Source organism: Paenibacillus sp. N3.4, assembly GCF_008017805.1.
In the GTDB taxonomy this organism is placed as follows: Bacteria; Bacillota; Bacilli; order Paenibacillales; family NBRC-103111; genus Paenibacillus_E.
Genome location: NZ_VRTT01000015.1, coordinates 76,926 through 95,900, shown reverse-complemented (window position 1 = coordinate 95,900; position 18,975 = coordinate 76,926). Strand labels below are relative to the sequence as shown.

Genomic DNA, 18,975 nt, shown 5'->3' with positions numbered 1-18,975 from the left:
CTCTTTTTTGCTTTGCCGATGCAACTGAAGGGCAGAATTCATGCTCTGTGATTGCAATATGCTATAATCTATAGAAAGGACTTTATCCATGGAGGAACGAACATGACAGAAATGCGTTGGCATCAGCATCAGCTGCGCGTGCGATATGGGGAAACGGATCAAATGGGTGTGGTCTACCATCCCAACTATTTGACGTGGTTTGAGATCGGCCGGACGGAATTCATTCGAGAACTCGGATATCCCTATCGGCGTATTGAGGAGAAAGGGCTTCTCCTGCCTGTCATTGAGGCAGGTACTTCATTCAAAAAGCCTGCGCGTTATGATGATGTTGTCAAGATTTATACACGTGTGGTTGAGATAAGCAGCGTCCGGCTTCGTTTTGCTTATGAGATTCGAAGAGTGACAGGGGAGGCGGCCGCGGACACGTCCTTTTCCTTCGAACCCATTGGTGAATTGCTGGTAATTGGGACAACAAGTCATGTATGGGTGAATCCTTCTTGGAAGCCGGTACGTATAGAAAAGGAAGCGCCAGAATTATGGCTACTGTTAAATGAGCATGCCTGAGAGGGGCTGATTCTATGTTTCGTATCATTGTTGCTCTATGTATTCTTGTACCCGCGATTGAAGTTACACTCCTATTTACCATAGGGCATTACATCGGCGGCTGGACGACATTCGCACTTATTTTATTAAGCAGCGTCTTAGGCGCCTATTTTGCCAAGCGTGAAGGGCGCAAAGTATTGGAATATGCCCGCTTTGAATGGTCGCAGGGTCAGCTGCCTGCGCAGCATCTACTGGATGGCATCTGTATTTTTATCGGTGGCATCCTATTGATTGTACCTGGGTTTTTGACTGACATCCTCGGATTTCTGCTCGTTTTTCCCTATACACGTCCAATCTTCAAGGTCTTGTTACTTATGTTTATCCAAAAGAGGATCAACAGAGGCAGCATCCGCTTTTTAAATCGTAAATGAGGAATCAAGTGATGGATTCCATCCTGTTTTTCTCTCAAGTAACAAAGGCTCGATTCCCCCACCTACTCGGGAGTTATCGAGCCTTTTCTTATGTACGAGGCAATATCATGAAAAATACGAGCGCGATGGAAAGCGGATAAAACGATAAGGGACACAGGTCCGATAATAAGTCCAAGCAGTCCGAATAGCTTCAAGCCAACGAACATCGCTATGAGCGTAGCCAGAGGATCTAGGCCTACGGAAGAGGCCAGTACCTTGGGCTCCATGATTTGCCGAGCGATTACGATTGCCCCATATAGTACGCTGAGTCCAATACCCAGATAAATGTTGCCTTGCGCAAAAAATACGTAAACAATCCATGGAACCATGACAGCGCCTGTCCCCAAGTAGGGCATTAAGTCCGCCAATCCTGTCAGTAAGCCAATGGTTATCGCATAATCAACTCGTAGGATAAGAAGACCGATGATAACGGTAAGGGCTGTCAGAGAGACAAGGATAAGCTGGGCTTTCAGATAGCCGAAAAGCGCTTTTTGCAAATCAATCCGTATCAATTGGGTCGTCTTTACGACGGTCTCCGAGAAAATCCCCTTGTAGCGTTTAATCAATAGATACCAGTCTTTACTGATAAAGAAGGTAGCTAGCATGACGATAATCGTTATGGTTGCGACATTTGGCAGCGAAGTTAACAGTTTTCTTAATGTATCAAAGACATAGCTGATGATGAATTTACTGATGTCAGCAATGGATCCTGCCGTTGAGGATAGATTGTTATTAACGGTTTCTTGATATTTGGGGTTATTTTCAAAAAAGCGATTAATACGTTCGATCCAATTTTGAAAAGTTGTGGAATTGATAAAGACATTGAACTGCTCGGCCCAGCGATTAATCTGGTTTTGGAGCGTATCGGCTAGTGAGCCTAGCTCAACGACAATATTAGCAACAAGAAGGGTAATCGCCGTAATCATGGCACCAAGGAACAGCAGCATCGATAAGGTGACAGCAAGCCAACGAGGTAATTTAAACTTGAAATGGAAGAAGTTTACAATGGGATTAAGTAAAAGTGCTAGAATCCAACCACAAATAAATGGATAAACCAATGGGGTAATATAATAGAAAGTTAAACTAATAATAACAATAATCAGAGCGACCCAAACTCCTCTGAAAATTTGATGAACTAAGCGTGGATTCAGAATACCCATCGTCTAATCTCTCCTTGGTTCAAGTCCTATTATTGTAACATGAGCCTGGATAAATACGGAAATATCATGATATTTACAAAATCTTAATATAATATTTAGGGGGGAGCTGGATTGTCGGTCATCATACTGCATAGTACAATGAAAATGTAATTGTCGAAAATTGGAACTAAATTGGAGGATTTATGAGTATTGCACAAGAACCTATCTTGAAGGAAGTCAAAGAGCTTAAGGAAGTCAGAGAGATTTCTACCAGGTATTTGAACCGTGATTTGAGTTGGATCGAATTCAATTGGCGCGTACTGGAGGAAGCTCAAGATCCTAGCACGCCTTTGCTTGAGCGTGTGAAATTTCTGTCTATCGTATCGAGCAATCTCGATGAATTCATGAGTGTTCGTGTTGCAGGGCTTAAAGATCAGATTAAAGCAGGCTATAACAAAAAAGATTTCACAGGCTACACCCCTGCAGGTCTTATTAAACGAATCATGAAACGTACAGCCAAAATGGTAAACGAGCAGTACAAAACGTATCGCGAAGTCACGCGACTGCTAACGAAAGAAGGCATTGTTTTTACGGAATATGAAGATTTGAATATGACGCAAAAGAAAGCCATGGATGCGTATTATCATGATATTATTTTTCCGGTTTTGACACCGATGGCTGTCGACCAAAGCCGTCCTTTTCCACTCGTGCATAATCAGTCTGTTTATTTAGCTGTACTGCTGTTGCGAGATGGGGACGAACCGGATGAAGAGCCATATTTTGCTATTGTGCAAATTCCTAGCAATTTATCCCGTTATATTACGGTACCCTCCCGTACGAATAGTAAAAAGCAAGAATTCATCTTGCTCGAAGAGCTGATTGAGCATCATATCCAATCGCTTTTCAGCGGGTATAAGCCAATTTCCGTACATGGATTTAGAGTGACTCGTAATGCTGACTTAACGCTCAATGAAGAAGGGGCGGAAGATCTGCTGGAAGAGATTGAGAAGGAGCTTAGACGCAGACGTTGGGGATCTCCGGTTCGTTTGGAAGTGCAGGAGGGGATTCATCCTTATGCGCTGGCTCAACTCCAAGAGGAGTTTGAAATTTCGGAGCAAATTTTCCAAATTGACGGGCCGCTTGACCTGACTTATTTTATGAAATTAGCGGGTGGCTTGAATGGGTTCGACAATCTTCGTTATCCGCGGCTTCATCCTAAATACCCAGCTGAATTCGAAGATACGGCGGATTTCTTTTCCATATTGAAGCATAAAGACGTGCTTGTTCATCACCCGTATGAAACGTTTGATGCTGTAACTGATTTCATCGTTCATGCAGCTTATGATCCACAGGTTCTCGCTATCAAAATGACCTTGTACCGAGCAAGCGGGAACTCTCCTTTGATTCAAGCGCTTGCGAGAGCCGCGGAATCCGGGAAGCAGGTCACGGTCGTTGTGGAGTTGAAGGCTCGGTTCGATGAAGAACGCAATATCGCATGGGCCAGAATGCTTGAGAAATCGGGCTGCCATGTGGTCTATGGGCTTGTTGGTTTGAAGACGCATGCCAAAATAACGTTGGTCGTTCGTCAAGAGGTGAATATGCTGCGCCGTTACGTACACGTTGGCACGGGGAATTATAATGACAGTACGGCTCGACTGTATACCGATGTCGGTCTTTTTACATCGAATAGCATTATCGGCGAGGATGCGTCCGCATTGTTCAACGAGATTACAGGGTACTCTGCGCCTCATGATTGGCAAGCCTTTGCCGTAGCTCCAACAGATTTGAAAGATAAGCTGTTTGAGCTCATCAAGCGGGAAACCGAGCATGCCAAAGCGGGCAGACCTGCCCAAATCATCGCAAAAATGAACTCTTTATCCAATCAGGAAATGGTAGACGCCCTGTACGAGGCTTCTCAGGCAGGCGTTAAGATTGAACTAATTATCCGCGGCGTCTGCTGCTTGCGTCCTGGCGTACCTGGATTAAGTGAAAATATTACCGTTCGCAGTATCGTAGATCGCTTCTTAGAGCATTCGCGTATTTACTATTTTGAAAATGGCGGGGAAGTAGATGTGTATCTATCCTCTGCCGATTGGATGACGCGAAACTTAACTCGTCGTATTGAACTCATGTGTCCTGTGCTGGATCATCAAATGAAGAAAATGTTGATCCAGATTGTAAGAGTGACGCTGCATGATAATGTTAAATCCAGAGAACTTATGCCCAATGGAATGTATACAAGGGTAAAAAATGAACTGACCCCTTATCGGAGCCAGTTCGAGGCGATGAAAGTTACTTCGTGGAAAAAACTCCAGCTTGAGCCTTAAGCTTCAGGCTCCAGATTTTCTCGAAATCTTTGTTCCTCACAGCGAGTTCCTTCAATTCGAGAACTGGATTGTGGATACATAACAGTTTGAGGGTCAATGTCATGCTACTAAGCGTTAATTGCAATTCTTGTACAGGCTGAGTTTCGCTGTAATCCATGGCGATAGCTAGATTAAGCAATGTACCCAACTTGATAATTAATTCTTCGTCGGATTCCAATAATAGGTCCTTATGTGAAAGGACTTGTTGGTGGGTTCGGCTTTTTGTTTTGTAAGTGGCGATAAACGAACAGATCACAATTTCCCGGTGACTGAGACCGTCTATATGTGCCTGAGATATCATATACTGGGTGTGTTTGTTGTATTGGTAAAAATGAACACTGGCTCCAATTCGGTACAGAAGAGCCGCCGTATGCAAATAGCGCTGACTTCTAGCTTCCAGACCCGAATGAATGGATAGCTTTTCAAATAGCTGCATGGCAAATTTGTCGATATGGGTGACATGCTTCACGGCGGCATTTGGATGAAGTTGCAGTAAATTATGAATACTCGCTTCGAGTACATCATGCTTAAAAGGGCTTTTCGGATCGTAGGTTTCATAGAACAACCCGTCTCGCAATCCCGAACCGCTAACCACACATTCAGAAGCTTGAGCGGCTTCGAAAATGGTATCCATAATAATAAGCCCGGGCACCATAATATCTGCCCGTTCTTTGGCGAGACCATCGATCTTTTTTCTTTTTTCCAGCGGCAAGGAAGACAGGAGTTTAAGGAAATAACTAATCTCTCCTGGCTGCAGCATATAGTTGTGCGCAAGGGGCAACGAGTATTTATTTCGTTTCTGACTCATTTTGCCGAGTGCCCTGACCGTTCCTCCCAGACCTACCATTGGCAGACCAGGGGAGCTGGCGATCCAGGCATGAGCCGATATGGCATCATGAACCGTACGGCGTATGTCAGCCATTTGTTGTTCAGCCAAAATAGTGTTTTTCATGAATTGGCGAGTTGTATTCACGGCGCCGAAAGGGAACGAAACGCTATGCAGCAATTTCCGATCCCTAACCAATGTAACTTCGGTGCTACCTCCGCCGATATCAATGATCAATCCGTCCTTGATATCAATGGAATTGACAACCCCAAGAAATCCATAACGCGCTTCTTCCGCTCCACTCAAGACTTCAATACTCAGCGTGGTTTGCTCTTCAAGAATACGAACAATTTCTGCTGAGTTGGCGGCATTGCGAATGGCAGCTGTGGCAACTGCTCGAACGGTCTTAACTTCATGGACTTTGCAAAGTAAAGCATAATGAGAGAGAATAGGAACAATGGATAAAATATCTTTGCTATGTAAAATGCCATCGGAACCGATGCGTTCGCTGAGTCTCGCGGAATCCTTGTGTTCACTCACGACACGGTATGCCCCGTGGGAATTGATTTCGTAGATAACAAGTCGAATCGAGTTCGAACCGATATCAATGATGCCGATACTAGTGCTGCTGCTCATGTCTTTGCTCCTTTATCAGAGAAAAATCAATATAACTTTGCCTACATTGTATCAATCTCTTCACTTCTCGACAAACTTTTCCTTGAAGTTGTATAATTCGAGGAAATAAACAAAAACTTGTATCGTGCGTTTAATTGGTGGTTGCCCCATAAAACGGGTCGATTTTCGCCAAAAAGAATCTTTAATGATAGTGATAATGAAGTTTTATGTCCTCCTTTGTTCACTTACGGAGTAAAATACTTTATTATTAAAGTTAGGAAAAAAGCAATTTTTTGCTAATAGAGTAGCTAAGGAGAGATTCCCATGTCTGCAACCAAAGGTTTAGAAGGAATTGTAGCCACGACCTCGTCGATCAGCTCCATTGTAGATGGTGTGTTGACGTATCGCGGCATTGATATTGATGATCTCGCAGAAAATGCGACATTTGAAGAAGTAATTTACTTGCTTTGGTTCGGTAAGCTGCCAACTCAAACCGAACTGGAGAAACTGCAAAATGACCTGAACGCTTACAGCAAGGTGCCTGATGCGGTTATCGACCAATTGAAAGCATTCCCTAAAGGCGTTAATTCAATGGCAGCTCTTCGGACAGCTGTATCCGCACTTGCGCTATATGATGAAGAAGCTAATGTTTTGACACCGGAATCCAATGTGCGTAAAGCGATTAAGCTGCAAGCACAAATTCCAGGTATCATTGCGGCGTTTGCGCGTATCCGTGAAGGGAAAGAGCCGTTGGCATCCCCTGGATATGCATCCGTAGCGGCTAATTTCTTGTACCAATTGACTGGCAATGAACCGGACAAGGTTGCAATCGAGGCTTTGGATAAAGCATTAGTTTTACATGCTGACCATGAGTTGAATGCTTCCACATTTGCTGCTCGTGTTACTGTTGCAACATTGACGGATATTTACTCCGGTATTACTTCCGCTATCGGCACGCTCAAAGGACCTCTTCACGGTGGTGCCAATGAAGCGGTTATGGCGATGCTCGAAGAAATCGGTACAGTTGAGAACGTAGTTCCTTACATCAATGATAAACTAGAGCGTAAAGACAAAATCATGGGCTTCGGACACCGTGTTTACAAAAACGGGGATCCACGTGCAAAGCACTTGCAAAAAATGTCATACGAGCTTGGTAAATTGACAGGCAACCTGAAATGGTATGAAATGTCCATTAAAGCAGACGAATTGGTTACTAGCCTCAAAGGTTTGAAACCAAACGTTGACTTCTACTCGGCTTCCGTATACACCACTTTGGAAATCCCACGCGACTTGTTCACGCCGATCTTCGCGATCAGCCGTACATCCGGTTGGGCTGCCCACATCTTGGAGCAGTACGAGAACAACCGTTTGATCCGTCCTCGCGCCGAGTACACAGGTCCGGTTAACCAAAAATACATTCCAATTAGCGAACGCTAATTTGGTTTTCAAGTAAGCTCAAGGTGCGGGCAGTTCGGTACCAACCCTAGGTTAATCCTAGGGAGTGCCGCGACTCCCGTCACTTTTTGTGTGTCTACCTTCCCTACTACAGTGACGAGTTAAATTCAATGTTTTTAGTTTTACTCGCAGCAGCAAAGTAACTAGTGGAGTGCTTGGCAGTGCCTGGAGAAACGTAGTGTCCGCCTTTAGAACCGTATCCACACCATAAAAATAAATTCAAATAGGATACGGTGATAACAGCGGTCGGAAGGTACTGCCAAAAGCACGCAACATAATGAACTAAATGTATCATGAGTAAAACTAATTTTTCATAAATTCTAAGGAGGAACTACCATGCCACAATTCGAATCCTATGCACTTCCAACTGAAGGTCAAAAAATCACCATCGAGAACGGTGTACTTCAAGTACCTAACAACCCAATTATCCCTTTCATCGAAGGTGACGGTACAGGTCCTGATATCTGGGCGGCTTCCGTTCGCGTTCTAGATGCAGCAGTAGAGAAAGCCTACAAAGGCGAGAAAAAAATCGCTTGGTACGAAGTTTTTGCCGGTGAGAAAGCTTTCAACAAATACAACAACTGGCTTCCTAACGACACGTTAACAGCTATGCGCGAATACATCGTGTCCATCAAAGGACCTTTAACTACGCCAATCGGCGGCGGTATTCGTTCCCTGAACGTTGCGCTTCGTCAAGAATTGGATCTTTACGTATGTTCCCGTCCAGTTCGCTACTTCAACGGTGTTCCTTCACCAGTGAAACGTCCTGAGTTGGTTGACATGGTTATTTTCCGTGAAAATACAGAAGATATCTACGCGGGCATCGAGTGGGAAGCAGGTTCCGACGCAGTTAAAAAAGTGATCAAATTCCTTCAAGACGAGATGGGCGTTAACAAAATTCGTTTCCCAGAAACTTCAGGGATCGGTGTTAAACCAGTATCCTCCGAAGGAACTGAGCGTTTGGTACGCGCTGCAATCGAGTACGCGATCAAACATGGCCGTAAAACGCTGACATTGGTTCACAAAGGCAACATCATGAAGTTCACAGAAGGCGCGTTCAAAAACTGGGGTTATGAATTGGCTGAGCGTGAATATGGCGACAAAACATTTACATGGGCACAATATGATCGTATCAAAGAAGCAGAAGGCGCTGAAGCAGCTAACAAAGCTCAAAAAGACGCTGAAGCAGCTGGCAAAATCATCGTAAAAGATGCAATTGCTGACATCGCTTTGCAACAAGTTTTGACGCGTCCAACTGACTTCGACGTTATCGCTACCTTGAACCTGAACGGTGACTACCTGTCTGATGCACTTGCTGCACAAGTTGGCGGAATCGGTATCGCTCCAGGAGCAAACATCAACTACTTGACTGGTCACGCAATCTTCGAAGCTACACATGGTACTGCTCCTAAATATGCGGGTCTTGATGTAGTTAACCCAGGTTCCGTTATCCTTTCCGGCGTTATGCTGCTTGAGCACCTTGGCTGGTTGGAAGCGGCTGAACTGATCTACAAAGGTTTGGAAACTTCGATCAACAACAAAACCGTTACTTATGACTTTGCTCGTTTGATGGAAGGCGCGAAAGAAATCAAATGCTCCGAGTTCGCGAACGAAATCATCAAAAACATGGCTTAATTCATTTCGGATAAAACGTTCAACCAATAACCAACTAAACTATAAGGAGGCACATCTCAATGGCAATCCGTCGTAATAAGATTACTGTCGTTGGCGCTGGATTCACAGGTGCAACAACGGCTCTTATGTTGGCTCAAAAGGAACTTGGTGACGTTGTTCTTCTCGATATCCCACAATTGGAAAATCCGACAAAAGGGAAAGCACTTGACATGCTTGAAGCAGGTCCGGTTCAAGGCTTTGACGCTCAAATCACGGGTACTTCCAACTATGCTGATGCTGCTAATTCCGACATCGTGATCATCACTGCGGGTATCGCTCGTAAACCGGGGATGAGCCGCGATGATTTGGTTAACACGAACGCAGGTATCGTGAAATCGGTTTGTGAGAAGGTAAAAGAAGTTGCTCCTAACTCCATTGTTATCATTTTGAGCAACCCAGTTGACGCTATGACCTATGTAGCGTTCCAAGCTCTTGGCTTCCCGAAAAACCGAGTTATCGGTCAATCCGGTGTGCTGGATACTGCTCGTTACCTGACGTTCATCTCCCAAGAGTTGAATGTTTCCGTTGAGGATGTTAAAGGGGTAGTTATCGGCGGTCACGGCGATGACATGGTTCCTTTGGTACGTTACACATACGCTGGCGGCGTTCCAATCGAGAAATTGATCCCTGCTGATCGCATCGAAGCTATCGTTCAACGTACACGTACTGGCGGCGGCGAAATCGTTAACTTGCTGGGCAATGGTAGTGCGTACTACGCTCCTGCTGCATCCCTCGTGCAAATGACAGAAGCCATCCTTAAAGATAAAAAACGCATCATTCCTACAATCGCTCTTCTTGAAGGCGAGTATGGCTATGATAACTTGTTCATGGGTGTTTTGACTGTGCTTGGCGCTAACGGTATCGAGAAAATTCTTGATATCGAGTTGACGGCAGAAGAAAAAGCAGCTCTGGACAAAACAGCGGATTCCGTACGCAACGTAATCAAAGTTGTAGCGGGCTAATCGAATTTTTATTAAGAGCCAACGACCTATCCGAATAGGTTGTTGGTTCTTTTTGCATGCTAATAGTCCGGTTCAATTTGTAAACTATATGCAACGATGTTTGTGTGTTTATACAAAATTTTGTTATTGTTGTAAATTCATTCTTAGGATCTATTCGAGAGAGACCCCTATGTGCTAGGATAAATCTAGGCCAAGCTAATTGGCTAATTATTCCTAAGATGGAGGGATTTAATGTTCATGAGAAGCTTGTTCGGAACAAAGAGTTGGAAAAGTCTTGCTTTAACGGTGACCTTGTCGGTGTCCTTTTTAGGGGCTATTCCTCAAGCTTTCGCCGAAGGACCCAATGATCCAGCACCATTCATTACGCCAACTACGGCCAATGGCAAGAAAGTGCTGTTTGACAACACGCACGGTCAAACAGCCGGCGCAGCGGATTGGGTCATCGACGGCGGTTTCTCAGATTTCGCAAATGCATTAGGAAACGCGGGTTATTATGTCAAAGAACTCCGCAAAAGCACGCCAATTACGCTTTCTGATTTATCGGCTTATGATGTGTTTGTCATCGGCGAAGCGAATATTCCATACAAAACATCAGAGCAAACTGCCATGCTGCAATACGTACAAAGCGGCGGCAGCATCTTTTTCATTGCAGATCATTACAATGCAGACCGCAACAAGAATCGTTGGGATGCTTCAGAAGTATTCAATGGTTACCGCCGCGGCGCGTGGACCAATCCCGCTAGCGGAATGAGTACGGAAGAAGCAGCCTCGGCAGCGATGCAAGGCGTAGCCAGTTCAGATTGGTTAGCTTCGAATTTTGGTGTGCGGTTCAGGTATAATGCACTTGGTGATATCACGGCTAATAACCCTGTGACGCCATCACAAGCTTTTAATATTACAAACGGAGTATCTACAGTCGCTATGCATGCCGGCTCCACATTAGCCATTATAGATCCAAATAAAGCCAAAGGCATTGTATACCTGCCGGCAACGACAACTAAATGGGCCAGTGCAGTAGATCAAGGTGTTTATAATGGCGGCGGTGTAGCCGAAGGACCATTCGTGGCTGTATCTAAAGTAAATGCTGGGAAAGCCGGTTTCATTGGTGATTCTTCGCCGGTTGAGGATGCGACGCCTAAATATCTAAAAGAAGAGACTGGCGGCTCCAAGACGACATATGCCGGTTTCCAAGAGCAAAATGATACTACTCTTCTAGTGAACATGGTGAACTGGTTAGCAACCAAAGAAACCTATACGAGCTTAACGCAAGTATCAGGACTAACGCTGGATACGGCAACTGCGCTCTATACTTGGGAGCAGCCAGCCAATTCAACAGAACCGCAAGCTGAGCCTTGGGCAGCACCTGTTGCAGGTTACAAGTGGTGGGACCGAACAACTTATAAAGCAGGATCCTACGGATATAGCTCTACAACGAATACTACAGACCCTTTTGCTTTCATACATCAAGCCCAGTTGCCGAATCAAGCTGTCTTCCAGGTTAAGATTGTACTTAACGGTTTGGCGGCTAATTCTACTACGACAGGCTACAATCTAGGCATTTATAATGGTTCAGGGACACAGGTAGCTAAGGTGCAAAATAGTGATAACACATGGCCATCTGCATATGGCTACAGCACCAACTTTTCTTTGACAGCCGATGCTAGCGGTCATGCAGAAAAAATTGTTAATGTGCAAATTAACAATACAGTCTCCGGAGCGGCAAGTATGCGTTTGAGACTGAACACGACGGCCAAATTTACAGAAGCTGTGACGATCGCCAACGTACCTGCGGAGCCGCTGCCTTAGGCTGGCAATATTCAAGAGATCTATTTAATACCCTATCTGACTCATGCTTACTGTGAGGTAGATAGGGTGTTTTTGAATGCCTTACAACAATTAGTCACATGATTATGTAGAAATCGTGAATAAGCCACATTTATGGGATCGCTTTCTTGTAAGCACGGTTGAAATTCGGTTATACTTAAGGAAACCATTTCATCAATTTACGGAGGGTGTCCAATGTATCAAGTTATGATTTTTTTGCATGTTGTTAGTGCCTTATTATTGGGCGTATATGTGGTTTTCCCTTTCGTCGTGGGACGTGCTGCAGCTTTGTCCGGAGCAGCACAAGAGAGCTTTGCGGGCTTGCTTTCCACGTTCAATCGAATCGGCCAGTTTTCCTTGATTGTAACTTTCCTTACGGGGGGCGCAATGATCAGTCAAGTGGATCCAAAACCATCTATTCTTTGGATGACTCTGGCTGTTATCCTGCTTCTGATTGTGGGAGCTCTTACTGGGATGATCGGTGGAAGATTGAAGAAGTTGATTGCGAACAGCAAAGCAGGTAAAAGTGCAGCTGCTGACGCTGCTAAAATTAAAGCATTCAGCTGGATCGCAGCTGTTGCTGTGATTGTAGCGGTATTGTTTATGACAAACCCACAATTGTTAGCGTAAGCGATGATGAATAGAAAGAGCATGCTCCTCAATGAGGGCCACTGAAAAACTTCCATTTTTTGGAGGAATTAAATAGTTATATCAAAAAAGACGACTCAAATTCATTCCTTGAATTTTAGAGTCGTCTATTTTAGGCGTTCAACATCGAAATCGGAGCTTGACGAAAGGAAAGAGGGTGCAAGAGGGGGAGGAGATGAACGGACCGATAAATGGACCGATGAACGAACTGATGAACGGACCGTGCAGCCGTTATTGTCGTCTTGAATGGCCTATTTGGAACTTAACGGACATCAGCGCCTTTATTCGAGCGATCAGAGGCCAATGTCTATGATTTCTCCGCACTTAACGGAACGTATGTCCGGAAGCAGGCGCAAGGCGAGGGATAAAGGGCAAATAACGGCTGTTGTGTCCGCTTGCCTATCTAAACGTTTTACCATCGTAGTCGAGACAGGCGGGTCCGAATTCACAGGGTGCCATTCATTGCTAATTTGGCACTTCTAAGTCCCATGTTAAATGTTTTATGTAAAAAATATGATGATGGTTTTCATATAAACATGCTTCTCCTCATGATCTCAATAATTCTACTTTCTGCTTTCGGACAATTTTGCATTATGGTGTGGCTGGATTAAGTGACGGAGAAACTATAAAGTCGTCGACGATACCACGTTATTAACAGTTCAGATCTAACTTAAAATGAGAGCTCAAAAACAACAATTTAGGGCAGCTGCTCAGATTGATCGGCTGCTTTTACGAACTAAACAGGCAGAGATTTTCTAAAATGTATAGTACTATGGTTGTTGTATTGGCATTAAAAATGAATCATCTTTATTCAAATTAAGGGAGCTATACTAAACTTTACTGACGGAAGATGTCAGTAAAGTTTTTTTATAATAGGGTATATCGATTAATTAATTACAAAAGGGAGTGTGTATTTATGCATACAAAAAAAGTGTATCTTTATGTATTTGATACGATGTCTGACTGGGAGGTAGGTTATTTAATTGCTGAACTAAACTCGGGAAGGTATTTTAAAAAAGAATTAGCGCCTTTAGAGGTGGTTGCAGTAAGCGTTGATAAAAATCCTGTTACTACAATGGGAGGACTGAAAATACTACCTAGTATTTCTATTGATGAGTGTATTTTGGAAAGTACGGATGTTTTAGTTCTTCCAGGCGGAAATACTTGGACAGAAGCAATTCACGAACCTATATTGAAAAAAGTTTCTAAATCTTTAAAAGAAGGTTCTGTTGTTGCGGCGATTTGTGGTGCAACAGTGGGACTTGCAAAGATGGGTTTGCTGGACTCAAGAAGGCATACAAGCAACAATCTAGACTATATGAAAATGATTTGTCCTAATTATATTGGAGAAAAATATTATGAAATGGAACCAGCAGTAACTGATGGGAATTTAGTTACTGCATCAGGAATAGCTCCGTTGGAATTTGCGATGCATGTATTGAAGGTGCTAGATGTATTTGCACCAGAAACGTTACATTCATGGTTCAATCTTTATCAGACTCATGAACAAAAATACTTCTTCGAGTTAATGAATTCTATCAACTAGCTGATAAGTAAATAGAATATGTATAACTAGACCACAAATCATTGAATTCTAACAGAAAACGTTAGTTGAATAAAAAAGCGGTAGTCTAGGACTTTTTTTTGGTCCAAGCTGCCGCTGTTTCTATATTAGAGCCAATCTTTTTTACTCAACTTTCTCAGCTTGAAATCGTTAAATAACACTTTTACCTTATTTGAACATGGTGAACCTAAGACTCTTGCAATTGTTCTGACTCCCGGCGCCTCCGACTCATGAATACCAAGGATAGTGCAATTACCGTAAGGATAATCCCAAGCAATCGAAATCCCCCGAAGCTGAACTTATCTCCTATTACGATGCCTATCAACAATGAAGAGAGAATGGCTCCCAGGTTTCTAGATGTACTAAATAATCCAGATGCTACACCGATTATTTCTTTTGGAGAACTTTTGAACAAGGCCGCTTGCATACCTACACTGTTCAACCCGTTGCTAATACCGAAGGCAGCTAACGCCATACACACACTGATAACCGGTGAAGTTTGATTCAATGTCACGATCCACACTGACCCGAATGTCATCAGGATTGCAGATACTAGCAATACCGGCCCTGGTCCTGATTTATCGATCCATCGTCCTGCTATTGAAGAAGCAACGAGCGAACACAAGCCTAGGGTTAGCATGAGAATCCCTGTATGGAACTCACTAACATGACGTACCATTTGCAAGTAGGACGGAAGCCCGAAAAAGATAGCGTAAAAAAGTACGTTGACGAGCATGAATTCGATATTGACCCAAGTCATCGTAGGAAATTTGGCGAATGTCCGCAAAGGAATAAAGGGTGACGTCGCTTTTAACTCATGTCGTACGAAAACCCCCAGTGCAACGAGGCCGATCAACAGGACAATGATATGCCACAATGAGACATGCCCGGATGATTTTGCTGACAGTAATCCAACGAGTGTAGCAACCAGACCCGTTGTGAAGAGAAGGATCCCTGACACATCCATTAAATTCAACCATTTACGAAAAGACATGATGCGTGCAACGGATGCTGGTTCGTCCTTAGGAATCATCCTCCAAGCGAATAGAAAGCTCGCCACCACGAACGGAATATTGACGAAAAAGATCGCAGGCCAATCCCACCAGTGAATCAAAACCCCGCCAATAAAGGGTCCAATGGCTGCGGCTCCGGATTGAAAGATGGACAAAACAGACAGCGCGGTCGATTGTTTCTCCGTAATATGAATTCGAACAATGGCCATTCCAACTGAAATCATCATGCTTGTTCCGATGGATTGCACAATGCGGAATACGATGAGCCACCCAAAGTTTGGCGATAGTGGGGCTAATATTGATGCTACGAAGGCTACAACAAGCCCGGCAAGAAATATCTTCTTGCGACCGAATAAATCACTGGCCTTTCCCATGACAGGGTTAGCGATAGCACTTGCTATGTAGAAAGAAAAGATAATCCAGGAAACAACGGTAAAATCAAGTTGGAACCCATTTTGCAACCTGGGAATAGCTACAGCCACCATCGAAGAATTTAATGGGTTCAAGAGCATCCCCAGTCCTACGGAAATCATCAACCACCAACTGCGAGCATTCATTTTTTAGTTCCCCCCAAAGTGTTTTAATGATATCGTACTTGAGATCGAGTATTTACTCCAATGCATTTTATGCTATGATATCATTGACTTGAGGGAATGAATGGAGGGTATGAAATGGAACTTCTTCAATTGCAATATTTTCTCGCGGTAGCTCGATTGGAACACATGACCGAAGCTGCACGAAGTCTTCACGTTACTCAATCGTCGCTAAGCAAAACGATTCAGCGCCTAGAGGAGGATCTGGGGGTCCCCCTATTCGATCGAACAGGGAGGAAGCTTCGATTGAATGAGTTTGGAAGCAGGTTCCTTCGCCGTGCGGAAAGGGCTTTGTTTGAATTGGAACAGGGGAAGCAGGAGATTAGCGATTTGTCCAGTCCGGAACATGGCACAATCGAATTGGCGGTGACCAATGCAAGCACGTTGCCTAATATCCTTAGAGAGTTTCGAAAAAAGCATCCCCATATCCAATTTCATGTCCAAATGTTGACCACACAGGAAATGGATACACTTCTTCATCGAGGAGAGGTTGATTTCTGCTTGTCCTCACCTCCAATACATGGGGATGACATAGAGTGCCAAATCGTGTTCATTGACCCCATCCTTGTTGCTGTTCAAAAGGGTCATCGGCTGGCAAACCAAAGCAGCGTATCTTTGACAGAACTTAAGGATGAATGGTTTGTCGGTGTTAAGAGGGGCTACAGTACTCGCGATTTAGTAGACTCCGTATGCAAATCGGCTGGATTTGCACCTAAATATGTATATGAGGGAAATGAGCCTGCCAGGCTAAGCACTCTTGTGGAAGCTGGAATTGGGATTGGTTTCATACCAAGTACGGCAATGAATTCACGGGAACATATCCAATATCTCAAATTAGAGGAACATGAATTGGTACGTGAGATTGCTTTATTACGGCACAGAAGTCGATACATTTCGCGGGCTGCACTAGAATTCCGTGAGGTAGTTGTAGAATATTTCAAGTCTTTATCCAGTGGTAACCAATTACAATAGGTTAACAACCCAATTTGGATCAGAGGCATGCTTTGGCTATACCTGGGTAACATCCTCACAAAATGGAGTTTTTTATTCAGATGTCCGCTGGGCGTTGAGCATTGAGCATTGAGCTAACGGGAGCATAATTCAACAAGATTTTATTCAGATACAGGATCAAAAGGACCGTCTGGGTGTTTCTCCTAGATGGTTTTTCTTATAAAACAGGAAGAACGGAAACTATGAATTCGAATTCCAAATGATAATGAGAATTATTTTCAATTATGATATGATAGTTTAATAGATGGGAAAGAAAGGAATGACTGATTTATGAGAATTAGCGACCATATCGTATTGTGGAATCATGTTCTCATTAGAGTGATGGACGTTCGCCTAATTCTGCTAGAGCCTGGCGAAGTGATGCGCGGATATCGCGTGCCGACAAGCGCTTTCCTGTATGTCACCAGCGGCAGTGCCCAGCTGCACATAGACGGAATCGAAAGCCGTATGCAGCGATTCCAGGTTCTGCACGTAGGTAAGGGGCTTAGACTCGACATTGCCGCTGTGGAGCAACTGGAATATTTTATGGTGCTGTATAAGGCAACATTGCCGCTTCCGAGCCGATATGACCTGGTCAATCTGATGGAGCGCGAGAATCCGTTCCAGTTGCACTATAGTTTTTCGCCTAAGTTTCCGATATCTTGGCTGCAGAAGCTGGAGCATATGTATCAAATATGGCAGGCACCCAGTCCGCTCGATAAATTCAAAGTGAAGACGCTATTCTATCAATTGCTTTACGAACTGGTCGAGCAGCTGCACGAACAAGGGGTCGACGTCATCCATCCCGATCTCGTCAGCCAAGCCGTCTATTATATGGAAGAACATTATCAGGAACCGTTGACGCTGGAAGCGTTAGCCGACATGCTGGAATGTACGTCAAGACAACTGCTTCGTTTGTTTAAGAATCAAATGAATACAAGCCCGATCGTGTATTTGATCCAACTTCGGGTGAACAAGGCCAAGGCGCTTCTCATCTATACGGACAGAACGCTGAAAGAGATCTCTGAGAGTGTCGGCTACGCGGACAGTTACTATTTCAGCCGGATTTTCAAGAAGCAGGAAGGCATTTCTCCCCAAAGATTCAAAGAGTCGCATGCTAGGGAAGGGCGTCGAAATAATCCATTCCCGCTGTCGAAATATCCCATTGTGGAGGGGGGGCTTAGACGCTATAGTAGTAATGGTTATGAGAATCATTATCACTATAGAGAAGAGGGAGATTCAAAGATGTATAAGAAATCAAGTGCCTGGATGACTACCATGGTTGTCATCTGTTTCACATTATTGTTAAGTGCCTGCTCAACTGGTTCAACGACAACACCTACCACGACCAATGGTGTGACGCCGGTCCCGAGCGCTAGCAGCTCTCCATCCGCTGCGGCGAATAAGGAAGCTGATGCCCCGCGGGTCATTAAACACGCAATGGGTGAAACGACGATCAAGGGCACGCCATCCCGAGTCGTTATCCTGACCAATGAGGGGACGGAAGCGCTGCTCGCAGTCGGTGTTAAACCCGTGGGAGCGGTTATGTCCTGGCTCGGCGAGCATGGTACGACCATATCAAGAACGATATGCAGAATGTAACAGTCGTCGGAGATGAGTTGCAGCCGAATCTTGAGCTGATTGCCAGCTTGAAACCGGATTTGATTATCGGGAACAGAGTGAGGCAGGAGAAAATATACGATCAATTGAAGCAAATTGCACCTACGGTGTTCGCAGCTGATTTGGTCGGGGATTGGAAAATCAATTTCAAGCTGTACTCGGAGACGGTAAATAAGAAGGATGAAGGCGAGAAAGTGATGGCTGCTTTCGACAAGCGGGTAGCGGAAGTGAAAGCAAAGCTCGGCAGCAAGGCAGAAACGAAAGTTTCGCTAGTGCGTTTCTCGGCGACGCAGGTGCGCATTTACCAGAAACAAACATTCGCCGGCGTGCTGCTGAGCCAATTGGGCGTCGCACGTCCCGAGTCGCAGGACAAGGACTCTTTCATTGAAGTTTTGAATAAAGAAAATATCGCCAAAATGGATGGTGATGTCCTATTCTACTTCGTCTCGGAAGCGAAAGGGAAGACGGATGGTGCGAATGCGGTGAAAGAATGGATGAACGATCCTTTATTTAAAAACTTAAACGTTACGAAAGTCAATAAAGTGATCCAGGTAGATGAAGGAATTTGGAACTCCGCAGGCGGATACAAAGCGGCTAACTTGCTTCTGGATGAATTGATTAAGTATTTCGATGTCAAATAATGCGGCAGCCCTGCTTCATACACGCAGAACCA

General features: G+C 44.3%; 16 protein-coding genes. 13 read left to right on the top strand and 3 right to left on the bottom strand.

Features of this window, described 5'->3' with window-relative positions:
• Window positions 1-102 precede the first annotated feature (102 nt).
• Both FU659_RS10225 and FU659_RS10220 read left to right on the top strand, forming a co-directional pair.
• On the top strand, window positions 103-564 hold the full coding sequence (locus tag FU659_RS10225; RefSeq protein ID WP_147947492.1) for an acyl-CoA thioesterase: 462 nt from the start codon (window positions 103-105) through the stop codon (window positions 562-564).
• 14 nt (window positions 565-578) lie between these two features.
• Window positions 579-974 (top strand): FxsA family protein, encoded by a 396-nt coding sequence (locus tag FU659_RS10220; RefSeq protein ID WP_147947491.1) that lies wholly within the window; start codon window positions 579-581, stop codon window positions 972-974.
• A gap of 62 nt (window positions 975-1,036) precedes the next feature.
• Here the strand turns inward: FU659_RS10220 and ytvI are convergent, their stop codons facing one another.
• Window positions 1,037-2,173, bottom strand: coding sequence for a sporulation integral membrane protein YtvI (ytvI, locus tag FU659_RS10215; protein ID WP_147947490.1), 1,137 nt, complete (start codon window positions 2,171-2,173; stop codon window positions 1,037-1,039).
• Between the two features lie 182 nt (window positions 2,174-2,355).
• Here ytvI and FU659_RS10210 point away from each other — a divergent pair, with 182 nt between their 5' ends.
• Complete coding sequence (locus FU659_RS10210) at window positions 2,356-4,479, top strand: RNA degradosome polyphosphate kinase (RefSeq protein ID WP_147947489.1); 2,124 nt, start codon at window positions 2,356-2,358, stop codon at window positions 4,477-4,479.
• Here the strand turns inward: FU659_RS10210 and FU659_RS10205 are convergent.
• Window positions 4,445-5,980, bottom strand: a complete 1,536-nt coding sequence (locus tag FU659_RS10205; RefSeq protein WP_147947488.1) for a Ppx/GppA family phosphatase — start codon at window positions 5,978-5,980, stop codon at window positions 4,445-4,447. The two genes, FU659_RS10210 and FU659_RS10205, sit on opposite strands and share 35 nt — an antisense overlap.
• A 303-nt stretch (window positions 5,981-6,283) precedes the next feature.
• On the opposite strand from FU659_RS10205, the gene citZ reads away from it, so the two are divergent.
• The 7 genes from citZ (at window position 6,284) to FU659_RS10175 (ending at window position 14,068) form a co-directional block, all read left to right on the top strand.
• Window positions 6,284-7,396 carry a citrate synthase gene (gene citZ / locus FU659_RS10200; protein WP_147947487.1) on the top strand — a complete coding sequence of 371 codons (1,113 nt, stop codon included), beginning with the start codon at window positions 6,284-6,286 and terminating at the stop codon, window positions 7,394-7,396.
• 354 nt (window positions 7,397-7,750) lie between these two features.
• Window positions 7,751-9,049, top strand: a complete 1,299-nt coding sequence (gene icd / locus FU659_RS10195) for an NADP-dependent isocitrate dehydrogenase (protein ID WP_147947486.1) — start codon at window positions 7,751-7,753, stop codon at window positions 9,047-9,049.
• Window positions 9,050-9,108: 59 nt separating this feature from the next.
• Complete coding sequence (gene mdh, locus FU659_RS10190; protein ID WP_147947485.1) at window positions 9,109-10,050, top strand: malate dehydrogenase; 942 nt, start codon at window positions 9,109-9,111, stop codon at window positions 10,048-10,050.
• A 231-nt stretch (window positions 10,051-10,281) separates the two neighbouring features.
• Entirely contained in the window at window positions 10,282-11,856 is a 1,575-nt protein-coding gene (locus FU659_RS10185) for a DNA-binding protein (RefSeq protein ID WP_147947484.1), read from the top strand.
• 213 nt (window positions 11,857-12,069) lie between these two features.
• Window positions 12,070-12,504, top strand: coding sequence for a hypothetical protein (locus tag FU659_RS10180; RefSeq protein WP_147947483.1), 435 nt, complete (start codon window positions 12,070-12,072; stop codon window positions 12,502-12,504).
• A 193-nt stretch (window positions 12,505-12,697) separates the two neighbouring features.
• Entirely contained in the window at window positions 12,698-12,835 is a 138-nt protein-coding gene (locus tag FU659_RS36300) for a hypothetical protein (protein ID WP_222708522.1), read from the top strand.
• 603 nt (window positions 12,836-13,438) lie between these two features.
• Window positions 13,439-14,068 carry a type 1 glutamine amidotransferase family protein gene (locus tag FU659_RS10175; protein WP_147947482.1) on the top strand — a complete coding sequence of 210 codons (630 nt, stop codon included), beginning with the start codon at window positions 13,439-13,441 and terminating at the stop codon, window positions 14,066-14,068.
• Between the two features lie 205 nt (window positions 14,069-14,273).
• Here FU659_RS10175 and FU659_RS10170 read toward each other — a convergent pair whose 3' ends face one another.
• Window positions 14,274-15,656 carry an MFS transporter gene (locus FU659_RS10170; protein ID WP_147947481.1) on the bottom strand — a complete coding sequence of 461 codons (1,383 nt, stop codon included), beginning with the start codon at window positions 15,654-15,656 and terminating at the stop codon, window positions 14,274-14,276.
• A gap of 114 nt (window positions 15,657-15,770) precedes the next feature.
• Here FU659_RS10170 and FU659_RS10165 point away from each other — a divergent pair, with 114 nt between their 5' ends.
• From FU659_RS10165 to FU659_RS36995, 3 genes are all read left to right on the top strand, one after another.
• Window positions 15,771-16,664: a LysR family transcriptional regulator gene (locus tag FU659_RS10165; protein ID WP_147947480.1), complete on the top strand. Its 894-nt coding sequence runs from the start codon at window positions 15,771-15,773 to the stop codon at window positions 16,662-16,664.
• Window positions 16,665-16,973: 309 nt separating this feature from the next.
• A complete protein-coding gene (locus FU659_RS38235; RefSeq protein WP_315971298.1) occupies window positions 16,974-18,284 on the top strand; it encodes an AraC family transcriptional regulator in 1,311 nt (436 codons plus the stop codon).
• Window positions 18,272-18,943, top strand: coding sequence for an ABC transporter substrate-binding protein (locus FU659_RS36995; protein WP_315971297.1), 672 nt, complete (start codon window positions 18,272-18,274; stop codon window positions 18,941-18,943). The genes FU659_RS38235 and FU659_RS36995 overlap by 13 nt, the downstream gene beginning before the upstream one ends.
• Window positions 18,944-18,975: the final 32 nt, after the last annotated feature.

Excerpts from the sequence above, each read along its gene's own strand:
- FU659_RS10225 (WP_147947492.1), top strand. The coding sequence starts at position 103 with ATGACAGAAATGCGTTGGCATCAGCATCAGCTGCGCGTGCGATATGGG.
- FU659_RS10220 (WP_147947491.1), top strand. The coding sequence starts at position 579 with ATGTTTCGTATCATTGTTGCTCTATGTATTCTTGTACCCGCGATTGAA.
- ytvI (WP_147947490.1), bottom strand. The coding sequence starts at position 2,173 with ATGGGTATTCTGAATCCACGCTTAGTTCATCAAATTTTCAGAGGAGTT.
- FU659_RS10210 (WP_147947489.1), top strand. The coding sequence starts at position 2,356 with ATGAGTATTGCACAAGAACCTATCTTGAAGGAAGTCAAAGAGCTTAAG.
- FU659_RS10205 (WP_147947488.1), bottom strand. The coding sequence starts at position 5,980 with ATGAGCAGCAGCACTAGTATCGGCATCATTGATATCGGTTCGAACTCG.
- citZ (WP_147947487.1), top strand. The coding sequence starts at position 6,284 with ATGTCTGCAACCAAAGGTTTAGAAGGAATTGTAGCCACGACCTCGTCG.
- icd (WP_147947486.1), top strand. The coding sequence starts at position 7,751 with ATGCCACAATTCGAATCCTATGCACTTCCAACTGAAGGTCAAAAAATC.
- mdh (WP_147947485.1), top strand. The coding sequence starts at position 9,109 with ATGGCAATCCGTCGTAATAAGATTACTGTCGTTGGCGCTGGATTCACA.
- FU659_RS10185 (WP_147947484.1), top strand. The coding sequence starts at position 10,282 with ATGTTCATGAGAAGCTTGTTCGGAACAAAGAGTTGGAAAAGTCTTGCT.
- FU659_RS10180 (WP_147947483.1), top strand. The coding sequence starts at position 12,070 with ATGTATCAAGTTATGATTTTTTTGCATGTTGTTAGTGCCTTATTATTG.
- FU659_RS36300 (WP_222708522.1), top strand. The coding sequence starts at position 12,698 with ATGAACGGACCGATAAATGGACCGATGAACGAACTGATGAACGGACCG.
- FU659_RS10175 (WP_147947482.1), top strand. The coding sequence starts at position 13,439 with ATGCATACAAAAAAAGTGTATCTTTATGTATTTGATACGATGTCTGAC.
- FU659_RS10170 (WP_147947481.1), bottom strand. The coding sequence starts at position 15,656 with ATGAATGCTCGCAGTTGGTGGTTGATGATTTCCGTAGGACTGGGGATG.
- FU659_RS10165 (WP_147947480.1), top strand. The coding sequence starts at position 15,771 with ATGGAACTTCTTCAATTGCAATATTTTCTCGCGGTAGCTCGATTGGAA.
- FU659_RS38235 (WP_315971298.1), top strand. The coding sequence starts at position 16,974 with ATGAGAATTAGCGACCATATCGTATTGTGGAATCATGTTCTCATTAGA.
- FU659_RS36995 (WP_315971297.1), top strand. The coding sequence starts at position 18,272 with ATGCAGAATGTAACAGTCGTCGGAGATGAGTTGCAGCCGAATCTTGAG.